We start from the raw sequence: 23,578 nt of genomic DNA, 5'->3' as shown, positions 1-23,578 counted from the left end.
GGTTCTACTCCAGAAGATCCTTGAGGTTGAAAACGATCGTAAAATCACTGCGGCGCTCCAGTTCGAAAGGTAGATTCCTCTCCCGTAGAATAGCCGAGCGCACCGAATCGTCAAATACCCGGTCACCGGATTCATCCAGAAACTGGTAGGTGATCAGGCGTCCGTCGGCGCTGTAGGTCACCCTGACACGCGCTTCGAGGTCGCGACGGCTGACCTGGTAGCGCGACAGGTTCCATTGCGCCTTGAAAAACGTCTGCAGCCAGGCCTGATAGGAGGCTCCGGCCTCGTCGCCTTGCCCGTCGGGCATTCCCACCGGGGCATCTGAGACTGGCGAGGCAGGTCCTTCGTTTCCTGCGGCAAGAGCGGCAATTTTTTCCTTGAGTGCATCAATCTCGCGCTTCTGCCGCAGTTTCTCGATGGCACTCAGGGTGTCATCGTAGCCCTTTTCCGGCTTAGGCTCCGGCTTAGGCTCCGGCTTAGGCTCCGGCTTAGGCTCCGGCTTAGGCTCCGGCTTAGGCTCCGGCTTAGGCTCCGGCTTAGGCTCCGGCTTAGGCTCCGGCTTAGGTTCCGGTTTGGGCTCCGGTTTGGGCTCCGGTTTGGGCTCCGGCTTGGGTTCCGGCTTGGGTTCCGGCTTGGGTTCCGGCTTGGGCTCCGGCTTGGGAGCCGGTGCCGCCCGGGGAGGTTCACTTACAGGAGGAGATTTCTTTACCGCGGCTTCCGGACGTCCCGCCTGGGGGTTAGCGACCGGCAGCTGGGAAAGATCAACGTAGTAAACAGGGCGCTGGTCGGGGGTGGAACGAGGGATGAGAAACCCGGCAAACAGCAGGATCAGCAGCAGATGGAGCAACAGCGAGGTGGCCACCATCGGTGTCAGCGACGGATCAGACCCGTTTTTCTTTGCCTCCCGCGGTCCGGACAGATTCAAGTTCATAGTCGAAGAAAATCAGCGATCACGCCGACCGCTTTCCTTTTCCTGCGGCTGGGCCACCATGCCGAGTTTGGCCACGCCGGCCCCCTTGATGGCCGCCATGACCTGCACCACCACGCCGTAGGCCACATCACGGTCGGCCTCGAGGAAGACTTCCTCTTTTTCCCGGGCGGAAAGAATCTGGCGCAGCACCGGAACCAGCTTGTCAACCCCTTCCACCCGTGAACGTCCCACCGCTATCTGGCCATCGCGGGTGATGGAGACAATCACCGGTTCATCGGCCTGCTCCAGAGTCGGCGCATCGCTGACTTCAGGCAGATTGACATCGACGCCGGTCTCCATCATGGGCGCGGTGACCATGAAAATGATCAACAGCACCAGCATGACGTCGACAAAAGGCGTCACATTGATCTGGGACAGCACCCGCCGGCCACTGTCGCGTCGACCCACTTCCACGGCTAGCGCCTTCCCATGCGGTCAACGATGTTGAGGAATTCCTGGCTGAAATTATCCATCTCGTTGGTCAGGTTATTCACCTTGGCAATGAAGTGATTGTAGCCGACCACCGCCGGAATCGCCGCCGCCAGACCGATGGCTGTTGCAACAAGGGCCTCGGAGATACCGGGCGCCACCACTGCCAGCGAGGCGCTGCCACTTTCACCGATGCCGTGAAATGCATCCATAATCCCCCACACGGTGCCGAACAGCCCGATAAAGGGTGCGGTGGAGCCAGTGGTGGCGAGAAAGGGCAGAAATTTTTCCAGCCGTTGAATCTCGGAAGTGGTTGCCCGTCGCAGGGCGCGTTCCACATTGCCGCCGAACCCGAAATCGGCCCCGGGGTCCTCCCCTTCACGGCGCTGCCGCCCCTTGACCATTTCCTGATACCCTTCCCGAAACAGGGTGGTCAGGGGAGTATGAGGAAAATCACGCAATCCCTGGCCGATGGCGTCAAAGCGTTTTTTCGCCCAGAAAAAATCGAGGAAACGCTCTGAATCAGCCAGAGCGCGGTAAACCACCCGCCACTTGTAAAATATGATGGCCCAGGATACGACGGAGAAATAAACCAGTATCACCAGGACCAGCTTGACTACCGGCCCGGCGTCGAGAATCAGCTCGAACAAGGATCGCCTCCCACTGAGGAAAAAAGATTGGCTTGAGGACAACGTGCAGATTATCGAGGATCACACAGGACAAGTCAACAACGGCAGATGCGTCAACACCCGGGCAGACCCGACGTTTTTTCGAGATCCGACAGTAAGTTGGGCAATTCTCGCCGGAGGCGGCGGTCGGGCATCATGTCAGGGAGGAGGGATTCAGCCGGCTTGAGCGGAGAGATTCAGCCTTCCATCAACGGGGCGCAACCATGCAATCATGCCGGTCAGGGTTCCTTCGATGTGAAGAGGAGAGAAATAAACTTCCACCGAGTTATCCGTTTCCCCCGGATGAAGAGTTGTGATCACCGGCCTGGCCGGAATGCCTTCACGCACCTCTGCCACGGCATTGCGCAGAATTTCCTGATCCGCTGCGGAGAAAATATCAAGATCGAGCAGGTTGCGACCAGTAATGTCCTGACGCCGGCACCCCGCCAGGTCAAGCAGGGCATGACTGCAGAACTGGATCTGACCGTTGGAATTGAGACGCGCCAGCCCGATGTTGCTCCCTTCAACCAGCAGTTGATATTCACGGCGGGCAACAGACAGCATGGAATTTTCCTGCTCCAGCAACCGGTTTTGATCCTTCAGGTCGGACATCGACTCAGAATCAATCTCGCTATTTTCCACCCCGCCGGTCTCAGAATGTTCGCGCCTGAAGGGCAGTGCCATCAAAAACACTGCTGGCAGCAGCAATACCAGAAGCCAGAGGGACCGTCCCATAAATTTTATCGGCGCTAGAGCCTCATCTCGTGCAGCAGCCACAACCAGCGTTGTTTTATGATCCAGGGGCAGAAACGTCAACAGGAGCCTGCCCTTTTCCGAATCAACAGAAAGGCTTCCATGAGCGCCGCGCTGCAGGCGTTGGGCCAGATCGCGACTGCTTTCCAGAGGCGGCATCAATGGTGCCGGTAAATTCGCAGGTTGCGAGAAGCTCTGTTTTTCACGGCTGTAAAAGGCGATCTGATTATTCCCCAGCAGCCCCTGGCTGCGATCGCCGAACAACTGCACCATGACCGTTTCAGGCGCGACACCCTCACTTTGTTGTTCGATCAAAAGTGCACTTTGACGTGCAAGACGCATCTGTTGGGAAAAAAACTCTTTTTCTCCCTTTGCCATTGCATTGTGATAATGCCAGGAAAAAACAAGGCCGAGCACCAGAGCTGCAATGAAGGTGTTTAAAATCAGAAGTTTAACTGAGCGCATGGAAGCTCCTTTGAATATCCATATTAGCTTCCATGAATATTAAACCACTTTTAAACTTTTTGCAACTCAGGAGTTATCAACTTTTTTCACAGCTTTATCCACAGCAGGCCCTTCGTGGCGGGAGGAAATCATCGCTGTTCCCTGTGCTCAACCAGGGCATAGGCGGAGTGGTTGTGGATCGATTCAAAATTCTCACATTCCACCTGAAACCAGGTGATGCGGGCGATGGAGGACAGGCGCACGGTCACCGCACGCACGATATCCTCCACAAACATGGGGTTGTCATAGGCCTGCTCCGTCACCGCCTTCTCATCTTCGCGCTTGAGCAGAGAGTAAACAGGAGCGCTGGCGCACTCCTCGAGCCAGCCGACCAGGTCTTCAATCCAGACGTGGTCGCGATAGCGTATCTGCACGCTGATCAGGCTGCGCTGGTTATGGGCACCACGGGCACTGATCTCGCGCGAACAGGGGCACAGGGATGTCACCGGTACCGTCACCCCCAGCACGAAATCCTGCTTTTCCCCCAGGATCCCCAGCATGCGGCATTGATACTCCATCAAACCGACCGCCCCGGAAACCGGCGCTGTTTTCTCGATGAAATAGGGGAAATCCAGCTCCAGGTAGGCACGGCTCGCTTCGAGGCGTTTTTTCATCTCGTGCAGAATGGTGTCGAGGCTCTCGATGCTGATCTCACCGTGATAGAGATTGAGCACCTCGATGAAACGGCTCATGTGGGTGCCCTTGAAGTGATGGGGCAGATCCACATACATGTTGACCCGCGCCACGGTGTGCTGGCGCACCTTGCTCTTGTCGCTTACCACGATGGGATAGCGGATATTTTTCACGCCGACCTTGTCGATGGCAACGTTGCGGGTATCGGGGGACTGCTGCAGATCGGGCATCTCTGCCATGATTGGACCTCTTCGTGGGGGATATGATTAGCCACGAAGACTCTAAGATCACTAAGAAAATCAAAAGATTTAACGGAGAGACGCAGAGGACTTAGCGCAGAGGCGCAGAGAGAAAATCAAAAACTATCTTTTGGGTTTAAAACCTAAAAAACCTTGTTTTTAATATTAAATTCTCTCCGTCTCCGCGTCAAAATCTCTGCGCCTCTGCGTTGAAAAAGATTTTATGGTTTTCTTAGTGATCTTAGAGTCTTAGTGGCTAAAAAAACTTGTCAACGATAAGTGACCGGGTCGCTGACTCCGGCTTCGGCGAAGCCTTTGAGGCGCAGGCGGCAGGAATCGCAGGTGCCGCAGGCCAGCCCCTCCGGGGTGGGATCGTAGCAGGAGTGTGTCAACGAATAATCCACCCCCAGCTCCATGCCCCGGCGGATGATCTCGCCCTTGGTCAGGTCGATCAGGGGCGCATGGATACGATAGCGTCCTTCTCCCTGCACGGCGGCGCGGGTAGCCAGATTGGCGGTCTGTTCGAAGGAGGCGATATACTCCGGGCGGCAGTCGGGATAGCCGGAATAGTCCAGGGCGTTGACGCCGATGAAGATATCGAAGGCCCCCAGCACCTCGGCCCAGCCCAGCGCAAAGGAGAGAAAAACGGTATTGCGCGCCGGCACATAGGTGACCGGGATCTCATCGGGCTCTACCCCGGCCTTGGGCACTTCAAGGTCGGTGGTCAAGGCGCTGCCGCCGATGCGGCGCAGGTCCACCTCGACCACCAGGTGGTCGGCGGCGCCGATGCGCGGCGCATATTCGCGGGCCTTCTGCAGCTCGATCGAATGGCGCTGCCCGTAGGCAAAAGACAGGGCGTAAGGGGTAAATCCCTCACTGCGGGCGATGGCCATACAGGTGGTCGAATCAAGCCCGCCACTGTAAAGAACAACGGCTTTTTTCATCTCTGTCGTTTTCTCCGCATCCGTCATTTTTCAATGCACTTCATAAAAATCACCGGTGCCGAGACGATGGACCTTCATCAGATTGGTGGTCCCGGGAGCGGAAACCGGGCTGCCCATGGTAATGACCACGACCTCGCCCCGTTTGAGAACGCCGGCATCAAGCACCGCCTTTTCGACGGAACGGATCTGCGCTTCAGTATCCCCCTCAATATCAACCCGCAAAGAACGGATTCCTGCATAGAGAGCCAGCCGCCGCCGAACCTTCTGGGCGGGAGTGACCGCATAGATGGAGACATTGGGCCGGAATTTGGCCACCAGGGCCGCAGTGCTGCCGGTCTGAGTGAAGGCGAGTATGCCCGCAGCGTCCAGGGTTGAGGCCACCTGGCAGGCGGCCTGGCCGATCGCCTCGGGCAGGTGGCGATAGCCCCGGTTTTCCGAGATGGGATGAAAGACCACCTTGCGCAGGGCGGGATCGGTCTCCACATCCTCGGCCACCCGGGCCATCAGCGAAACCGCTTCCACCGGGTAGCTGCCGGAGGCGGTTTCCGCCGAAAGCATCACCGCATCGGTGCCATCGAGAATGGCATTGGCGACATCGGAGGTTTCGGCGCGGGTCGGGCGCGGGTTGCTGACCATGCTCTCGAGCATCTGGGTGGCGGTAATCACCGGTTTTCCGGCGGCGTTGCAGGCGCGGATGATATTTTTCTGAATCAGCGGCACCTTCTCCGGCTGCATCTCCACGCCGAGATCGCCGCGCGCCACCATGATCCCGTCACAGGCTTCAAGAATGTCGGCAAAATTCTCAACCGCTTCCGGTTTCTCGATTTTGGCAATCACCAGCGGATCCGCCTTGACCTGAAACAGCCGGTTTTTCAATTCCCAGATATCACGGGGGTGGCGCACGAAGGAGAGAGCCACATAATCGAGCTCGTGTTCAATGCAGAAATCGAGATCCGCCACGTCTTTTTCGGTCAGGGCCGGAGCCGAGACCTTGACCCCCGGCAGGTTGATCCCCTTGCGGTCTTTAAGCACGCCCCCGACTTTAACCCGGCAGAAGACGTCCTCATCTTCTACCCTGAGAACTTCCAGTTCCAGCAGGCCGTCATCCAGCAGGATCCGGTTGCCGACGATCACATCACGGGGCAGTGCCTCGTAAGTCGTGGGGATGACACCGTCTGTACCCAGGACATCGCGGGTGGTCAAAACCACCTGCTGTCCGGTTTCAAGCAGCATGGCACCGCCCGCCATCAGGCCGGCGCGGATCTTGGGCCCCTGCAGATCGCCGAGGATTCCGACCGCCTGGCGCCGCTGAACGGACAGCTCACGGATATCCTTGATCCACTGTGCCTTATCAGCATGGCTACCGTGAGAAAAATTGAGCCGGAACACATCGGCCCCGGCCTCCATCAGAGCACGCAGCTGTTCTTTATCGGCAGAGGCCGGCCCTACCGTTGCAACGATCTTGGTTCGCCTGAACATGCCTCTTCTCCGCAAATCAGTGGTGATAACGTCCCTTGTACTCGGTATGAGCCTTGTCCGGACCTTTGTGGCAGCGGAAACAGCGCTGATCAGTGACCTTCTGCTGTTCAAGGGGAGAAATGGCCCGCGGCAGCATTGAAGTCGGTTTTTGAAAGCTTGGCGTACCGCTCTCATCGTTAAGAGCAACCGGCGAAACCTTGATGCTCCAATCGTTGTTGATCTCTGCTTCATGGCACTGATCACACCCGCCCGGAGCAGGAATCGCCTTCCAACTGCCGAACATGGCACAGCCGATCAGCACAAGATAAGCACAAAGGACTGAAAACAAGAGAATTTTTTTCATCACGAGCAACACCTGTCGTTGAATTAGGCCGCAGAAACAATCTTGCATAGTATTTATTCACCTTGTGTGGGGTCGCAGCTCCCATGACAAGGGTGTCTGGCGCCATGGAGGGCGCCAGTCAAACGGCCAGGGACGGCGAAAAGTGTCCCTTGACATGGGAGTTGCGACCCCATGCTGAACAGTTGCCTTGCATATACATACTTATAAAGCATATCACAGCACCCTATGAAGGGAAACGGCAAAACAGTTGCTGGCCTTTTGTCCTCATGGTATCATAGGTGTTCGTCGAAACACCTGAAAAAAGGCTTTTTTCCATGTCTCTACGTCCTGTCGTCAAATACATTGCCCTGGCCCTGGCAGCGGCCATCCTGATCCCTGCCGTCGCCCTTGTCGGCGCCTACTACTACGTTTCCGCCTCCCTGCCGAAGGTCGACACGCTTTCCGACTACCGCCCGCCGGTCATTACCCGCGTTTACAGCTCCAACGGTGAGATTATCGCCGAATATTTCAAGGAGCGACGTATCGTGGTTCCGGTGGAGCGCATGCCGCGGCAGCTGATTCAGGCCTTCGTTGCAGCGGAGGATGCCAATTTTTTCCAGCATGAGGGGATCGACCTGCCCTCAATTGCCCGCGCGGCACTTAAAAACCTGCGTGCCGGCGGAATCGTTCAGGGGGGCAGCACCATCACCCAGCAGGTGGCCAAAAGTCTGCTGCTCACTCCGGAGCGCAAATTCTCGCGTAAATTCAAGGAAGCGATTCTGGCCTGGCGCATGGAACAGAGGCTTTCCAAGGAAGGAATCCTCTACCTCTACCTCAATCAGATCTACCTCGGTCACGGCGCCTACGGTGTGCAGGCCGCCGCGGAAAACTACTACAACAAGGACGTGAAGGATCTGACCCTGGCCGAATGCGCCATGCTGGCCGGTCTGCCGCAGGCACCCAGCCGCTACTCCCCCTACCGGAACTTCGAACGCGCCAAAGTCCGCCAGCAGTATGTCCTGGAGCGCATGGTCAAGGAAGGCTTCATCGATGCCGCGCAGGCTGTGCAGGCCTTCGAGCAGGCGATCGAAATCCACCCACGGGAAAATCGTTATATCCGCGACGCCGCCTATTTCACAGAACAGGTGCGCCGCTACCTCGAGAACCGTTTTGGTGAAGAGGTGCTCTACACCCAGGGACTTGAAGTCCACACCTCCATGGATCTCGATCAGCAGTTGGCAGCGCAGACAGCGGTGCGGGAGAACCTGCGCGCCCATGACAAAAGACGCGGCTTCCGCGGGCCCCTCGACATCCTGACGGAAGAACAGGTGGGGGATTTTCTTGACGAGCAGATGAACGGCACGTTTGCCGACGGTCTGGCCGCAGTGACGGAACCGGTTCGCGCGGTGGTCACCGGTTCCACAAAATCTACGGTCAAACTGCGCCTGGGTCGCTGGCAGGCCGTTTTCGACAAGCAGCAGGCCAAATGGGCCGGGTCCATCGAAGTGGTCCCGGCGGATGCCGCACCCTCAGGCAACGTGGACGGAGGCAAAACCCGTCTGCCCCTGGGTTCCATCGTTGAAGTGCGCCTCATATCCTCTGAAGAACCAGAGGAAGGTGCATTGCGGGTGGAACTCGAACAACCTCCGCTGGCCCAGGGCGCGCTGGTTGCCATGGATCCGAAAACGGGACTTGTCACAGCCATGGTGGGGGGGGCAGATTTTTCACAGAGCCAGTTCAATCGTGCCGTTCAGGCGCAGAGACTTCCCGGATCCGCGATCAAGCCGATCATTTTTGCCGCGGCTCTCGATAAAGGCTACACTCCGGCAACCATGATTCTCGATAATCCGTTGATCTACCGTGAGCAAGCTGAATCTGGCGAGCTCAATGTGTGGAAGCCGAAAAATTATGAGAACAAATTTCACGGCATGACCACATTGCGCGAGGCCCTGGCCCACTCGCGCAATGTGGTCACGGTCAAGATTCTTGAGGATATCGGGGTCGGCTATGCGATTAATTATGCCCGCAAACTCGGTATCGAAAGCCCGCTGGCGCGCGATCTGACCCTGGCGCTGGGCTCCAGCGCGGTGACCCCCATGGAGATGGCGACCGCATTCAGCGTCTTCGCCAACGGCGGCGTTCGCGTCAGTCCGGCTTATATCAAACGGATCGAAGATCGCGACGGACGGGTACTTGAATCGATCGACCCGGCTGATTTCAGCCAGGGACTGCAAGCCGACCAGCGCCTGCTGCGCCAGGAGCCGGTGCGGGTCATTTCACCGGAAACCGCCTACCTGACGACCAATCTCATGGAAAGCGTTGTGCAGGAAGGGACCGGCTGGCGCGCCCGGTCGCTGGGACGTCCGGTGGCCGGGAAAACCGGAACCACCAACGATCTTAAAGACGCCTGGTTTGTCGGGTACGTGCCGCAGCTGCTGGCTGTCTCCTGGGTCGGCTACGATCAGGAGCGCCCCCTGGGTCGCCAGGAAACCGGTTCGCGGGCCGCAGCGCCAGCCTGGGTTGAATTTATGCAAAGCGCCCTGCGCGAGGTTGCGCCCCGTCATTTCACCGTCCCCGACAGCATCGAATTTGCGCCCATCGATCCAAAAAACGGTCTGCTGGCCGTCGAAGACGCTCCGGACCTCTACATAGAAGCTTTTGCTCCCGGTACGGCACCGACAAGCTACAGCATGGATAAGGAAAAACCGCGAGCCGAGGATTTTTTCCGCCTCGATCTATGATGGGTCGTTATCGGGACTGGGATTGGGATTGGGGCGAAACCTGGGGTGGCGCCACGAAATTCTGCAATTCATTCACACCCTCATGGAGAGGTGCCGGCACCTGTTTATGCGCCTCTCCAGCCGAGAATGTGCTTAAGGCCGGATGGGCAGCACGCAGGCGCTCTATTCCCTTTTCGGACAGGATGACCTGGAGGACACGTGCCGCATCAGCCGCGGGGAAAGTATCGCTGACCACTAGAAAAGCGCTGTCGCTGAAGGTCTCCACCGCTTTGTCCTGCCCCGGATAGGTATGGGGTGCAATATCCATCGGCTGGTAAAAAGGGTTGGAAATAAAAAAATTGCCGTGTTCCGCCAAACTGCGCAGGTTGAGCAGTCGCAGAGGGATCTTGGATGATGCCTGGGTGACCGACGGGCTCGGCACGCCGACTATCTCCCAGACCGCCGAGAGATTTCCCCGCATCAATTCGGCCATCGCCGCTTCATAGCCGATATAGACCGGTGTAAGTTGGTCCCAGATGCCGAGGGCCCGAAAATAACGCTCCGCAGCCAGGGACGCACCGGAGCCCGGGCTGCCGATTCCAACACGGGCCCCGCGCAGTTGGCTCGGCAGCCTGATCCGGCTGTCATCAAGAACGACCAGTTGTGCGGCGGCCGGGTAAAGACGGGCCAGAATCCGGGTATGCTGCAGAGAAGGCAGCCTGCTGCCCCCATCCGACGGTGTTGCCGCCAGATACAGATCGGCACCATACACCAGCGCCATATCCAGTTCTTTTTCTTCAATGCCCTGCAAGTTGGCCAGAGATCCGCCGCTGCGTTCCACGATGATCCGCAACCCCGTGATATCCTCCTGCAGGATTTCAGCGACCGCCTGTGCCGCAACAACAAACGTACCGCCGCTGGGTCCTCCCCCCAGGCGCAGTCCCTGCCCGCGCTTCTCGCACCCCGCGCCGGCAGAAATGCATGACAGTGCAGCCAAGACAACTGGCAAAATCCGTATTTTCATAAATATCACCGTGATCTGTCCACACCGTAGCGGGGACAATAAGACGCTACGGGACAAATTGAACATTGCGGTGTGGGGGCACGGCAGATGCGGCGCCCATGAAAAATCATCACATGCCCGGTGTGAGTCCAGCGATTGCGGGGCAGCAACCGCATCAGATCCCGTTCGATGCCGACAGGATCGTTTTTACGAGTCCATCCCAGCCTTTGTGCAATGCGTTTGACATGCGTGTCAACCACCACCGCCGGACGTCCGAAGGCAACCCCGCGAATCACATTGGCCGTTTTGCGCCCCACCCCCGGCAGTTGAACAAGATCGTTCATTCTTATGGGAACCTGCCCTTGATACTTTTCAGCCAGCGCACATCCGCACCCCAGCAGATGACGCGCCTTATTGCGGAAAAATCCGGTCGATCGAATCAACTCTTCGACGTCCTGCACCGGGGCCTGGCACATGGCTAGCGGACCGGGAAAACGATCAAACAGCGCGGGTGTCACCTGATTGACCCGCTCATCGGTACACTGGGCGGAGAGAATGGTCGCCACCAGAAGCTGCCAGGCGGATTCATGATGCAGCGCGCAATGGGCGTCCTGGTGGGCAAGTTCCAGTGCACCGAGAACCCGAAGAGCCTTGTTACAATCAACTTCATTTGACGGATCAAAGTGTTTATTCACATTTTTCACAGATTTATCCACAACCCTTTTACGATCGCTATCCCGCAGCCACCTCCATGCCGGTGCGCTTGATCTCCTTGACGCGCAGAGTGCGTGCGGGTTCATGGATTTCCGTGGTCAGAATCAACGGCAGGTGGCTGGATGCTTCCCGCGCCAGAGGGGAGCGTTCGATAAAGGAATCCGTCACCTTGACCTGGCCGCGCAGATAGGCGCGATCCCGGCCGATCACCGGAAAGCAGGCCGGGTAGGTCGCACGCCAGAGGGGTCGTGCCACCGGACGCAACCGCATGTTGAGTTCCAGATTGCCTAAATTCCAGAAAAAATCGCCGAAGTCACCAAGGACTATGACCGGACAGACCAACGCGTCGTCACCGAGAAGCTCGCTGCCGAGCAGGGCATGAATCTGGCGGATTCTGCCGGCCAGAGTCGGTTGCAGGCGAATATTGAACAGATGCAGGCGTTTGCCATGGACATCGGCGTCCGCGCGCAGACACACACCCTGTTGACCGAGATCGTATTCGCGCAGTCCGGCGAGGCGCAAGGAGGAGAGGTAGGCATTGCAATCGCGACGCCCTGGACTGTAGGCTTTCAGCCCCAGGCGCTGCTCAAGACGGATCAGATGGTCAAAGGGGGCTTCGGCATCGATTCCCTGAAGGGCGACGATATCCGGTCGGGCACAGGCGATGACTTGGGAGATGCGGTCGGGATCGACCTTTCCGTCACGCCCCCGGCAATGGTCGACCTGATAGGTCATAATGCGGATGATGGTCGAAGACATTTCCGCTGCTCCCCTGAAAAATCCGATTTCAGCCCTTTAGCGCAGGGTCCTTCCAGTGTGGGGCTGTTTAACGACAAGCAGTGGAAATTATAAAATATTCAACGCAAAACACCAGACATCAATCAAATTGAAGAGCGATTTTTCAACGCTCCTCGACAAATTTGATTTCAAGAATACGGTCCCCGGCGCGTACCTTGCGAACTGCATCCATCCCTTCCTTAACCTGGCCGAAAATGGTATAGGCACCATCCAGGTGGGGCTGCGGGGCAAGACAGATGTAGAATTGCGAGCCCGAGGAGCGCCTTTGAGGGTTCACCTGATCGCCTTTGCGGGCCATGGCCAGGGTACCGGTGCGGTGTTTGAGCTGCGGGTCTATTTCGGCCGGCAGATCATATCCCGGCCCTCCGGAGCCATTACCGGCCGGATCTCCACCCTGGACGACAAAACCGGGAACCACCCGATGAAAACTGAGGCCGTCGTAAAAACCCTGTTTGGCAAGTTTCCTGAAATTGGCCACCGTTTGCGGCGCCTGCTCTTCGTAGAGTTCCAGATGGATCTCCCCGTGATCGGTAAGAATCACCGCCTGAGGTTCTGAAGCCATAACCGTAGATGCGGACAGAAGCAGAAACAGAACGAGTCCCTTGATCAATTTCATAACCACTCCTTAAAACCCTTCCCCTTTGAGATCACGCGCCATCAGGTCAGAAACGGCCTGCCGTGGAGGTTTTCCCTCATACAGAATTTTGTACATCTGCTCGGTGATCGGGACATCAACACCCAGCTTGGAGGCCAGGCGGTAGGTTGCGAGGGTCGTTTTAACCCCCTCTACAACCATGTTCATACCGGACATAATCTCCTCGAGGCTGCGGCCGCGGCCGAGTTCGATCCCCACCGAGCGGTTGCGGGACAGATCACCGGTACAGGTCAGCACAAGGTCACCCATGCCGGCCAGTCCGGCGAAAGTGTCGGGACTGGCTCCCTTGGCTATGCCAAGCCGTGTTATCTCGGCCAACCCCCGTGTTATGAGGGCCGCCCGGCTGTTGTATCCGAAACCGAGGCCGTCGGCCACCCCGGCGGCGAGCGCAATGACGTTTTTAAGGGCACCGCCGAGTTCGACCCCGATAATGTCGTTGTTGGTATACGTCCGAAAACTTTCGGTACTCATGATCTGCTGAGCCCGTAGCGCCTGCTGCGGATCACGGCTGGCGACCACCACCGCCGTCGGCATGCCTGAAGCCACCTCCTTGGCAAAGGAGGGGCCGGACAGGAAAGTCAACCCCTCATGACGCGCGGCAGGCAGCTCATCCTCGAGCACCTCTGACATCATGCGCAGGGTTTCGGTCTCAATCCCTTTGGAAGCGGAAATGATCAGCGCATCTTCGCAAAAATGCGGAGCAGCGATGCGAATCAGGCCCGCCATGACCTGGGACGGGGGGACCAGCAGCACAACCTCCCTACCTGTTACGGTCTGCGGCAGATCGTTGCTGAAAGCCAGGTTTTCATGCAGAACGGTGCCCGGTAGATACAGGTCGTTCACCCGGTTGGCGCTCATTCGTTCAACCAGGTCGGCTTCATACGCCCACAGGGTCACCTGGTAGCCCTTACGCGCCAGTAGATCTGCCAGAGTGGTCCCCCAGCTGCCTGCTCCAATCACTGCAATATTCATGGTTTCCCCCAGCTTTTTTCAGATCGCCTCTTTTTTTCGTTCCATGCGCCCGCGTACCTGTTCGATGCGTCTCATGAGCGCAGGACTGTCGAGCGAATCTTCCTGCAAATTTTCCAGGACATCAAGGGCTTCCCGCAGTCTGCCCTGCTCCTCGAGGGTTGCTGCCAGGCCGATGCGCCCCTCTTTCGCAAAAGGATCGCCGGCATGATCTTCCGTCAGGGTCTGATAAAACTGAATGGCTTCATCAGCATGTCCCTGCAGGGCGCGCGTCCGGGCGAGACGGTAGAGAATTTCGGGTACCAGCGGCGAATCGGGATAGAACTCCAGAGCCTGTCCCCATTCGATACAGGCCTGCTCAAAATTGTCCTGGCGAAAATAGGCTTCACCGAGACGATAATGCAGCAGGCCCTGGTCGGGAGCCCCGGCTTCCAGCAGCTCATGGTAAAAAGTGATCGCCCGCGGGTAATCCTGCAATCGATCGAAATACAGATCGGCAATTCGCCGCTGTGCTTTCAGCGCCGCCGGGTCATCGGGATATTTCTGAATGAGCAGAAGGTAGTCGAGCAGCGCCCACTGCGGTTGGTCGAGATGAATCCGGCTCACATCACCCGCCTGCAAAAGAAAATCCGCCCCTTGGGAAAAGAGAGGATTTTCCTGCTGCATCGAGCGAAGCAATTGAGCCGCTTCCGTGAAGCGCTGTTCCATCAAAAGCCGCTCGACCTGAGCCTTGCCGCGTAAGATGCGCTGATGCGGTTGGTTGAAGTATCCCCAAGCACCGGCCAGGGCCGCGGCAATGATGAACAACAGCGCGGCAAAAATGATGCCTCGCGGTTGTTTACGGCGTTTCGTCGGGATTGTCGTCGATTGCGTCCCCATCGGCCTGCTCCAGCACCTCGTCGAGTTCCTGATCCTCTTCCTTCTCGGCGAGTTTGGCCACCGCCACAATCCGCTCATCCGGTTCCAGGACCATCAGGCGTACCCCCTGGGTATTGCGCCCGATAATGGAAAGATGGCCGACCGATGTGCGCAGCACCTTGCCACGGTCGGTGATGAACATCAGATCCGAATCCTCTTCGCACAGCTTGATATCAACAACCTTGCCGTTGCGCTCCGAAGCCTTGATGGTGATGATCCCTTTGCCGCCGCGGCTCTGCACCCGGTACTCGTCCAGACTGGTGCGCTTGCCGTAGCCGTTCTCAGTTACGGTCACCAGCGTGGCGGCAGTGGATTCGGTGACCGTCTCCATACCGATCACCAGATCATCACCTTCCAACGCCATGCCGCGTACACCGCGCGCAGTGCGACCCATGGAACGCACATCCGTTTCATGGAAGCGGATTGACTTGCCGTTGCGACTGGCGAGCAGGATATCCATGTCGCCATCGGTAAGACGCGCTGCGATCAGGCGATCTCCTTCATCGATGGTCAAGGCGATGATACCGCCGGCACGGGGGTTGGAATAAGCCATCAGGTCGGTCTTTTTGACGATGCCGTTCTGGGTGGCTGTCAAAATATATTTGCCGGGAACGAAATCCTTCACCGGCAGCACCGTCATCACCTTCTCGCCGGGGGCGAGATTGAGCAGGTTGACAATCGCCTTGCCCCGCGAAGCGCGGCCCCCTTGGGGAATCTCATGGACCTTGAGCCAGTAGACTTTGCCCTGGTCGGTAAAGAACAGCACGTTGCTGTGCGTCGAGGCGATGAAGAGCCGCTCGACGAAATCCTCGTCCTTGGGGCGCATGCCGGTTTTGCCCTTGCCGCCGCGGCGCTGGGCGCGGTAGAGGGAGACGGCATTGCGCTTGATATAGCCGCTGTGAGAGACGGTGACCACCATATCCTCTTCGACGATCAGGTCTTCCAACGACAGTTCACCGGTGCGGGCCACGATCTCGGTACGGCGCGGATTAGCGAACTTTTCCTTCACCTCGATCAGTTCGGCGCGAATGATCTTGAGAATTTCCACTTCGCTGGCCAGAATCTCCTTGAGTCGCGCGATCAGGGCCAGCACCTCCTGGTACTCGGCCATGATCTTGTCGCGCTCCAGACCGGTCAGGCGGTGTAGGCGCATATCGAGAATGGCCTGAGCCTGGATGTCGGAAAACTGGAAACGCGCGATGAGGCGCTCCTTGGCTTCCCCGGAGTTGGAGCTGCCCTTGATAATCGCGATCACCTCGTCAAGATTCTCGAGGGCGATCTTGAGGCCTTCCAGAACATGGGCGCGGGCTTCGGCCTTCTTCAGATCGAAAATGCAGCGCCGCGTCACCACTTCCTTGCGGTGATCGATGAACAGATCGAGCAGGCGGCGCAAGTCGAGAATCTGCGGCTGCCCGTTGACGATAGCGAGCATGATGATGCCGAAGGAGGACTGCATCGCCGTCATCTTGTAGAGCTGGTTGAGAATAACCGCCGGGATGGTGTCTCGCTTGAGTTCGATGACGATGCGCATCCCGTCGCGGTCCGACTCGTCGCGCAGGTCGCTGATCCCCTCGATCTTCTTCTCCTTGACCAGGTCGGCGATCTTTTCGATGAGCCTTGCCTTGTTCACCTGATAAGGGATTTCGGTGATGATGATCGCTTCCCTACCGGTGCGCTTGTCCACTTCCACCAGGGCGCGCGCCCGCATGTGGATGATGCCGCGGCCATTGCGGTAGGCTTCGCGAATCCCCTCGACACCGAAAATAAAGCCGGCGGTGGGAAAATCCGGTCCCGGGATCTTTTCGATCAACTCTTCGATCTGCAGACGCGGATCATCGATGATGGCCACCAGGCCGTCGATTACTTCTCCCAGGTTATGGGGGGGAATTTTGGTCGCCATGCCGACCGCAATCCCCTCGGAGCCGTTGACCAGCAGGTTGGGAAATTTAGCCGGCAGAACCAGGGGTTCACTCAACGATTCATCGTAGTTAAGCCCGTGATCGACGGTTTCTTTCTCGATATCGGCCAGCAGCTCCGAAGCCAGCCGTGCCATGCGCACCTCGGTGTAACGCATGGCGGCGGCGGAATCGCCGTCGATTGAACCGAAATTGCCCTGACCGTCCACCAGCGGATGGCGCATGGAAAAATCCTGCGCCATGCGCACGATGGTATCGTAGACCGCCGAATCGCCGTGGGGGTGATACTTACCGATAACGTCACCGACCACACGCGCCGATTTCTTGTACGGTTTGTTCCATTCGTTGCCCAGGTCGTGCATGGCGAACAGCACTCGCCGGTGCACCGGTTTGAGGCCGTCGCGTACATCGGGCAATGCACGTCCGATGATGACGCTCATGGCGTAGTCCATATAGGACTTGCGCATTTCGTCTTCGATATTGACAGTGAAGCGATTTGAAGGTGGTTGTTCCTGCATGGTTCGCTGATCCTCTGTAAGAGCAGGCGCCGACGGCATTATTCGCCGCCGCACGCCCGGCGATTTTTAGATATCGAGGTTTGAGACGTTGAGGGCGTTGTTTTCGATAAACTCGCGGCGCGGCTCCACTTGATCGCCCATCAGCACGGTAAAGATCTCATCGGCTTCTACCGCATCCTCGATCTTGACCTGCAGCAGCACCCGCTTGTCCGGGTCCATGGTGGTCTCCCACAGCTGCTCCGGGTTCATCTCTCCCAACCCCTTGTAGCGCTGGATGTACTGCCCCTTCTTGGCACGCTCGAGGAAATGATCGAGCAGCTCCTGGCGATCCGTCACCTCCAGCACGTCCTTGTTCTCGTAGGAGATAAAGGCTTTCTCCTCCAGGCAGATTTCCTCCACCTTGCGGTAGGCTTGCAGCAGCATCTTGTACTCGGGGCTGGACAGGATCTCGAGGCCGTTCTGGTCGAGGCGGGCACGCAGGTTTCCAAGGGTAAACAGGATGCGCGGCGGATCTTCGAGGACCTGATAGCTGGCCCGTGGCTCAACCTCTTCAAGCCGCTGCGCAAGAGGGGTGAGATCGAGCATGTCGGCAAAGCCATTCTGAATCTTGCCGGTAACGAACACCCGCAGAATTTCGCGGTTGATTCCCTTGTGAGTCATCTTCTCGAAAAGGTTGTTGTAATCGATGATATTACGCAGGGTCGGAATAATCTGCTTGCCGCGCAGCACCTTGCCGCTTTTTTCCATCTGTACCGTTGCGCCCTCAGTACCTTCGTCGAGCAGGTAGTCGAGCAGCGAGGCGTCGTCTTTGAGGTAGATCTCTTTCTTGCCGCGCTTGATCTTGTACAGCGGCGGCTGGGCGATGTAGAGGTGGCCGCGTTCGACCAGCTCCGGCATCTGGCGAAAGAAAAAGGTCAGCAGCAGGGTGCGGATATGGGAACCATCGACGTCGGCGTCGGTCATGATAATGATGCGGTGATAGCGCAGCTTGGCGACGTCGAAGTCATCCTTGCCGATGCCGGTGCCCATGGCGGTGATCAGGGTGCGAATTTCCGCCGAGGTCAGCATCTTGTCAAAACGTGACTTCTCGACGTTGAGGATCTTGCCCTTGAGGGGCAGAATAGCCTGGGTGCGTCGGTCGCGCCCCTGCTTGGCACTGCCGCCTGCCGAATCACCCTCGACCAGGTAAATTTCCGACAGAGCAGGATCCTTCTCCTGGCAATCGGCCAGTTTGCCTGGCAGCGACAATCCTTCCAGAGCCCCCTTGCGGCGGGTCAGATCGCGGGCCTTGCGCGCCGCTTCGCGGGCACGGGCCGCCTCGATCCCCTTTTCCAGGATCTTGCGCGCCACCTGGGGATTTTCCTCCAGGTATTCCGCCAGTTTTTCGTTCATCAGGGATTCGACATAGCCCTTGACTTCGGAGTTGCCGAGTTTGGTCTTGGTCTGCCCCTCGAACTGCGGATCGGGTATTTTGACTGAAAGCACAGCCGCCATCCCTTCACGCAGATCATCACCGCTGATGGAAGTCTTGACGTTCTTCAGCAGGTTATTGGCAGTGGCGTAGTTATTCATGGTGCGGGTCAGCGCCCCCTTGAAACCCGCCATGTGACTGCCGCCCTCATGGGTATTGATATTGTTGGCAAAGGAGAAGATCTTCTCGTCGTAACCATCGTTGTACTGGATCGCCACCTCGACTTCGACCCCTTCACGCTCTCCTTTGAAATAGATCGGCTGAGGATGCAGCGGGGTTTTGGCACGGTTGAGATATTCCACGAAGGAGACGATGCCGCCTTCGTAATGAAATTCGTGTTTCTTTTCGCTGCGCTCATCGAAAATATTGACTTTGACGCCGGCATTGAGAAATGCCAGCTCGCGCAGGCGCTGGGAGAGGGTCTCAAACGAGAATTCCACCGTTTCGAAAATTTCGGCGTCCGGCCAGAAGGTAATTTTGGTTCCGCGTTTTTTGGTTGCACCATCTTCGGCCAGCGGAGCAAGAGGAACTCCACGTTCGTAACTCTGGCGGTAAATAACATTGTTGCGGCGAATTTCCAGGTCAAGGCGTGAGGAGAGGGCATTAACCACCGATATGCCGACGCCGTGCAGACCGCCGGAGACCTTGTAGGAGTCGTTATCGAATTTTCCGCCGGCATGCAGCACCGTCATGACTACTTCAGCCGCCGTTTTTTTCATCCCGGGGTGCATATCCACCGGAATTCCACGTCCGTTGTCCTCAACCGTCAAGGATCCGTCGATATGCAGGGTGACCAAGACCTCGTCACAGTGACCGGCCATGGCCTCGTCAATGGAATTGTCCACCACTTCGTAAACCAGGTGGTGCAGTCCCTGAACGGATGTAGAGCCGATGTACATGGCCGGGCGTTTGCGCACCGCCGCCAACCCTTCAAGCACCTTGATGCTGTCAGCGCCGTAGTCTTTTTTAATTTCGGGGGGCAGGATATTTTGCTGGTTGTCACTCATGGTGCAATTGTCCTTTTTTCACGTGATAAAAACGTGCCGGTTCCAGTCCCTCGCGACACAACGCTTCGGGATCCGTAGTGGTCAGAAAAACCTGTCCGCGACGATCACGCAGAAACTCAAACAGATAGTTTTTGCGGTAAGCGTCCAGTTCACTGGTGATATCGTCGAGCAGCAGCACAGGCGGTTCGCCGGATTCCCGTTCCAGATGGGCAATCTGCGAGGCTTTAAAAGCCAGGATGAAGCAGCGCTGCTGTCCCTGCGAACCAAATATCCGCAGGGGCCGACCGTCGACCATAAAACCCGGGTCGTCGCGATGAGGACCGACCTGGGTCTGGCCAAGGCGCTGCTCAGTTGAACGGCTGCGTTGCAGAGCTTGTTTAAGATCGTCGTAAAAACCACCGTTTGACGGTGCCCGACAGTGAAGATCGGCGCATTCCCCGTTCTGGGCAATATGGGCATAAGCCTTCTGCAATCCGGGACGAATGGCTTCGATGTAAGCATAACGGTCGGCAGAGATACGCGCAGCCGCCTGCAGATAGCTTTCGTTCCAGGGCGCCAGAATACGCTCAGGAGCATCGTCCTTCAACAACTGGTTGCGATGACGCAGAATACGCAGAAATTCATTGAAACGCTGCAGATAACCGCTGTCCGCCTGCAGTAGGGCACGGTCGATCAGATCCCGTCGCCCCCCCGGCGGGCCTTTCACCAGGGAAACTTCCTCCGGCGAAAAAAGCACCGGGCGCAGGGTACCTAAAACATCGGTCGCCTTGCGGACCGCCTTGCCGTCCAGTTCGATCTTTTTCCCCTGGGCTTCCAAAATAAGGGAAAGATGACGATCAACCCGGGCTGTGGTTATTTTTGCACTCAAACGCGCCCGGTCTGTTTTGAACTGAAGCAGGTCTTCGATGCGGGAAGAACGGAAACTTTTCAGGGTTCCCAGCAGGTAAATGCCTTCAAGGAGATTGGTTTTCCCTTGAGCATTCTGGCCCCAGAAAACATTGAACCCCTCAGAAGGTGCCAGTTCCTCCGCCGCGATATTACGAAAATTCAAGTATTTGAGAGCGTTTATCAGCATATCAGGCGGACTCCCAAAAAAAAAGCCTTTTAATCAAAGGCTTTTTCAAGTTTTCGAAGCCCAATTGCTCATTATAAACGCATCGGCATAATCACTGCCAGATAATTTTTATCTTCGACCGGGGTCATCAAACCGGGCGACAGATTGTCTTTGAGATGAAAAGCAACCTGCTCCTCGTCGATGCTCTGCAGGATATCGAGAAGATAGCGAGCGTTAAAACCGATGGCAACCTCCTGACCCGAATAGTCAACTTCAATATCCTCGCGGGCGTCGCCCAGTTCAGGATTTGAGGACGAGATTTCCATCAGTCCTTCCTTGAGAGCGATGCGAACGCCTTTGGATTTCTCGCTTGAGAGAGTTGCCATACGCCGTAAGGCGTGAAGAAAAGTTTCAGAAGGGATGTGAGCGGTCAGATTGTTGCTGGTCGGTATCACCCGCTCATATTCGGGAAACTCTCCATCGACCAGTCTCATTACGACGGTCGTGTCACCTTTGTTGATAATAGCGCTGTTTTCCAGAAATCCGAGTTTAATTTCATTATCCCCTTCTTCGGCGATTTTTTTCAGTTCGAAGATACCTTTGCGAGGAAAGATGACTCCTTTCTCCAACTGGGGAATGGAAGTCTGGTCGATAGGCCGCTGAATTTTTGCCAGGCGATGGCCGTCTGTGGCGGCCATGACCAGGGCGTGTTTTCCATCTTCTTCGCGGGTTTTAAAAAAGATACCGTTCAGGTTGTATTTTGTTTCGTCCGCGGACATGGCAAATGCGGTCTTCTCGACCATTGTTGAGAGAATATCGCTCTGCAGGCTGATGGTTTCATTATCGTCGGCGGTGGGAAAAAAGGGAAATTCTTCCGGGGAAAGGCCGACCAGGTTGAAGAGCGCTTTTCCTCCCCGGATTTCGATCCAGCAGTTTTCCTTGGCGCGAAAAGAAATTTCGCCTTCAGGAAGTTCCCGGATAATTTCGTACAGTTTTTTAGCAGATACGGTGATTGATCCGGCACTCTCGATGCGAGCCGGATAAAACGCTCGCATACCGACTTCGAGATCGGTGGCGGTGAGACAGAGACGGTCCTCTTCCGCTGTGATCAGAACATTGGCCAGGACGGGGATAGTGTTTTTTTTCTCAACGATTCCCTGAATTTTTGCCAGGCCTTTGAGGAAGACCTGTTTTTCCACCGCGAATTTCATGAATCCTCCGATCAACAGGAAATGATTATAGACTATGGGTTTTAAAGATACTTATAGTAGCAAATAGTCGTTGTCTGTGGAAACTGTGAACAGCATGGTTGAGTCCGGTTACCGCCCGCGTTTGCTATGTTGATTGAATCGTGGTTGGAGGCGGCATAAAAACCGGCAATTTGTGGATGACTCACGGCGGCTGGTTTATCCCCGGTGGGTGCACTCCTCCATCCACAGCTTATTCCGTGTCAGCGACTCAGGGCATTTTTGAGATTGCCGACGGTGGTACGCAGTTGAAAATCATCCTCCATGAGCTTTTCCACCTTTTTGATGGCATGGATTATTGTGGAATGGTCTTTACCACCGAATTTATCGCCGATTTCCGGAAAAGACTGGGAGGTCAGCTGGCGCGACAGGTACATGGCGATCTGACGAGGGAGCACCAGCGCCTTGAGCCTTTTGGGCGACTTGAGATCGGCAACCTTGAGACTGAAATGCTGGGCGACCACCTTCTGTATTTCTTCGACGGTGATCTCCTTGTTTTTTTCTACCAGGATGTCCTTGAGCACCTCCCGAGCCAGATCCAGGGTGATCGGCGTAGAGGTCAGGCTGGCGTATGCACCGAGGCGGATCAGGAAACCTTCCAGTTCACGGACGTTGCTGGTGATTGAATTGGACAGAAACTGGATGACTTCTTCGGGAAGGTTGATCCTGTTCTTCTCAGCCTTCATTTTGAGGATAGCCTGCTTTGTCTCAACATCCGGCGGCTGGATATCGGCGATCAAGCCCCATTCAAAGCGCGATCTCAATCGCTCTTCCAGACCCGGAATTTCTTTAGGAAATTTATCCGAGGTGACGACAATCTGTTTGTGTGATTCATACAGAGCGTTAAAGGTATGAAAAAATTCTTCCTGGGTGCGCTCCTTACCTGCAATGAATTGAACATCGTCGATGAGAAGAACGTCCATTGAGCGGAATTTATTGCGGAATTCATCCATTCGTGCATAACGCAGGGAATTGATCAATTCATTCATAAATTTTTCGGACGTATAATAGCACACCCGCATGGAGCTGTTTTTCTTGAGGATCGCGTTGCCGATGGCATTGACCAGGTGAGTTTTGCCCAGCCCCACTCCGCCGTAAATAAACAGGGGGTTGTAGGTCGTGGCGGGATTGTTGGCCACTGCCATGGCGGCTGCATGGGCAAACTGATTGGAAGATCCTGATACGAAATCGGTAAAAATGTACTTTGGGTTGAGATTGGTATTCCAGTTTTCTGCCGCGGGTTTGGCGGACGCCGCCTGAGGTGCGGGCGTGAAAGATTCCTTTTTTGTCTGTTCCGAATTTTTAGCCGGCGAATTTTCCTGCTGCCGGGGGCGCGATGAAACTTCAAATTCAACTTTGTACTCGACGGCGCCTACGTCGGCCAGGGTTTCTTCTATTTTGCGAACGTAGTTGTCCCGGATCCAGTCAAGAAAAAAACGGTTGGGAACCCGAAGGAAGACATTTGACTTTTCTACCCGGATAAATTCGATGGGTTTTATCCAGGTCGAAAAAAGTTGTGGGCTCAGCTTCTGTTCCAGCTGTTCGAGAGTCTCACGCCAGAGAGTATCCATAAAATCGATTCGTTTTTTTGAGGTAGAAGAGCAGTCCACATCTGCCTACCAGGTTTTTAACAATATTGTGAACAGG

At 56.3% G+C, this 23,578-nt stretch carries 20 protein-coding genes; 1 reads left to right on the top strand and 19 read right to left on the bottom strand.

Going from position 1 to position 23,578, the window contains the following annotated elements:
- Window positions 1-4 precede the first annotated feature (4 nt).
- From GSUB_RS18905 to GSUB_RS00065, 8 genes are all read right to left on the bottom strand, one after another.
- Window positions 5-931: a TonB C-terminal domain-containing protein gene (locus GSUB_RS18905; protein WP_052464245.1), complete on the bottom strand. Its 927-nt coding sequence runs from the start codon at window positions 929-931 to the stop codon at window positions 5-7.
- Window positions 932-943: 12 nt separating this feature from the next.
- A complete protein-coding gene (gene tolR / locus GSUB_RS00095; RefSeq protein WP_040198547.1) occupies window positions 944-1,384 on the bottom strand; it encodes a protein TolR in 441 nt (146 codons plus the stop codon).
- A 2-nt stretch (window positions 1,385-1,386) separates the two neighbouring features.
- Window positions 1,387-2,049 carry a protein TolQ gene (tolQ, locus tag GSUB_RS00090; protein WP_084211593.1) on the bottom strand — a complete coding sequence of 221 codons (663 nt, stop codon included), beginning with the start codon at window positions 2,047-2,049 and terminating at the stop codon, window positions 1,387-1,389.
- Between the two features lie 192 nt (window positions 2,050-2,241).
- On the bottom strand, window positions 2,242-3,285 hold the full coding sequence (locus tag GSUB_RS00085; RefSeq protein ID WP_040198545.1) for a PAS domain-containing protein: 1,044 nt from the start codon (window positions 3,283-3,285) through the stop codon (window positions 2,242-2,244).
- A 128-nt stretch (window positions 3,286-3,413) separates the two neighbouring features.
- Window positions 3,414-4,196 carry a GTP cyclohydrolase FolE2 gene (gene folE2 / locus GSUB_RS00080; RefSeq protein WP_040198544.1) on the bottom strand — a complete coding sequence of 261 codons (783 nt, stop codon included), beginning with the start codon at window positions 4,194-4,196 and terminating at the stop codon, window positions 3,414-3,416.
- Window positions 4,197-4,465: 269 nt separating this feature from the next.
- Window positions 4,466-5,140 carry a 7-cyano-7-deazaguanine synthase QueC gene (queC, locus tag GSUB_RS00075; RefSeq protein WP_040198543.1) on the bottom strand — a complete coding sequence of 225 codons (675 nt, stop codon included), beginning with the start codon at window positions 5,138-5,140 and terminating at the stop codon, window positions 4,466-4,468.
- Between the two features lie 30 nt (window positions 5,141-5,170).
- Window positions 5,171-6,619: a pyruvate kinase gene (pyk, locus tag GSUB_RS00070; RefSeq protein WP_040198541.1), complete on the bottom strand. Its 1,449-nt coding sequence runs from the start codon at window positions 6,617-6,619 to the stop codon at window positions 5,171-5,173.
- A gap of 16 nt (window positions 6,620-6,635) precedes the next feature.
- Window positions 6,636-6,962 (bottom strand): hypothetical protein, encoded by a 327-nt coding sequence (locus GSUB_RS00065; RefSeq protein ID WP_052464242.1) that lies wholly within the window; start codon window positions 6,960-6,962, stop codon window positions 6,636-6,638.
- Between the two features lie 314 nt (window positions 6,963-7,276).
- Here GSUB_RS00065 and GSUB_RS00060 point away from each other — a divergent pair, with 314 nt between their 5' ends.
- On the top strand, window positions 7,277-9,682 hold the full coding sequence (locus tag GSUB_RS00060) for a penicillin-binding protein 1A (RefSeq protein ID WP_040198540.1): 2,406 nt from the start codon (window positions 7,277-7,279) through the stop codon (window positions 9,680-9,682).
- A 7-nt stretch (window positions 9,683-9,689) separates the two neighbouring features.
- On the opposite strand, the gene GSUB_RS00055 is transcribed toward GSUB_RS00060, so the two are convergent.
- The 11 genes from GSUB_RS00055 to dnaA all read right to left on the bottom strand — a co-directional run bounded on the left by GSUB_RS00055 (window position 9,690) and on the right by dnaA (window position 23,502).
- A complete protein-coding gene (locus GSUB_RS00055) occupies window positions 9,690-10,685 on the bottom strand; it encodes a TAXI family TRAP transporter solute-binding subunit (protein WP_052464240.1) in 996 nt (331 codons plus the stop codon).
- Between the two features lie 5 nt (window positions 10,686-10,690).
- Entirely contained in the window at window positions 10,691-11,368 is a 678-nt protein-coding gene (gene nth / locus GSUB_RS00050) for an endonuclease III (RefSeq protein WP_235269856.1), read from the bottom strand.
- A 28-nt stretch (window positions 11,369-11,396) separates the two neighbouring features.
- Entirely contained in the window at window positions 11,397-12,137 is a 741-nt protein-coding gene (locus GSUB_RS00045) for an endonuclease/exonuclease/phosphatase family protein (protein WP_040198539.1), read from the bottom strand.
- Window positions 12,138-12,279: 142 nt separating this feature from the next.
- Window positions 12,280-12,792, bottom strand: coding sequence for a peptidylprolyl isomerase (locus GSUB_RS00040; protein ID WP_144401896.1), 513 nt, complete (start codon window positions 12,790-12,792; stop codon window positions 12,280-12,282).
- Between the two features lie 9 nt (window positions 12,793-12,801).
- The gene (locus GSUB_RS00035; RefSeq protein WP_040198537.1) at window positions 12,802-13,803 is read right to left on the bottom strand and encodes an NAD(P)H-dependent glycerol-3-phosphate dehydrogenase; all 1,002 of its coding nucleotides are present in this window, start codon (window positions 13,801-13,803) and stop codon (window positions 12,802-12,804) included.
- An 18-nt stretch (window positions 13,804-13,821) separates the two neighbouring features.
- Complete coding sequence (locus tag GSUB_RS00030) at window positions 13,822-14,679, bottom strand: tetratricopeptide repeat protein (protein ID WP_040198535.1); 858 nt, start codon at window positions 14,677-14,679, stop codon at window positions 13,822-13,824.
- Complete coding sequence (gene gyrA / locus GSUB_RS00025; RefSeq protein WP_040198533.1) at window positions 14,639-17,152, bottom strand: DNA gyrase subunit A; 2,514 nt, start codon at window positions 17,150-17,152, stop codon at window positions 14,639-14,641. Before gyrA ends, GSUB_RS00030 begins: the two co-directional genes overlap by 41 nt.
- Before the next feature lie 66 nt (window positions 17,153-17,218).
- Window positions 17,219-19,630: a DNA topoisomerase (ATP-hydrolyzing) subunit B gene (gene gyrB, locus GSUB_RS00020; RefSeq protein WP_052464238.1), complete on the bottom strand. Its 2,412-nt coding sequence runs from the start codon at window positions 19,628-19,630 to the stop codon at window positions 17,219-17,221.
- On the bottom strand, window positions 19,623-20,705 hold the full coding sequence (gene recF / locus GSUB_RS00015) for a DNA replication/repair protein RecF (RefSeq protein ID WP_040198531.1): 1,083 nt from the start codon (window positions 20,703-20,705) through the stop codon (window positions 19,623-19,625). The genes gyrB and recF overlap by 8 nt, the downstream gene beginning before the upstream one ends.
- 71 nt (window positions 20,706-20,776) lie before the next feature.
- Window positions 20,777-21,895, bottom strand: a complete 1,119-nt coding sequence (dnaN, locus tag GSUB_RS00010; protein ID WP_040198529.1) for a DNA polymerase III subunit beta — start codon at window positions 21,893-21,895, stop codon at window positions 20,777-20,779.
- 239 nt (window positions 21,896-22,134) lie between these two features.
- Window positions 22,135-23,502 carry a chromosomal replication initiator protein DnaA gene (gene dnaA, locus GSUB_RS00005; protein WP_040198527.1) on the bottom strand — a complete coding sequence of 456 codons (1,368 nt, stop codon included), beginning with the start codon at window positions 23,500-23,502 and terminating at the stop codon, window positions 22,135-22,137.
- Window positions 23,503-23,578: the final 76 nt, after the last annotated feature.

The organism is Geoalkalibacter subterraneus, assembly GCF_000827125.1.
In the GTDB taxonomy this organism is placed as follows: domain Bacteria; phylum Desulfobacterota; class Desulfuromonadia; order Desulfuromonadales; family Geoalkalibacteraceae; genus Geoalkalibacter_A; species Geoalkalibacter_A subterraneus.
The sequence above is the reverse complement of the archived record's forward strand: the minus strand, read 5'-3'. Positions and strand labels throughout refer to the sequence as shown.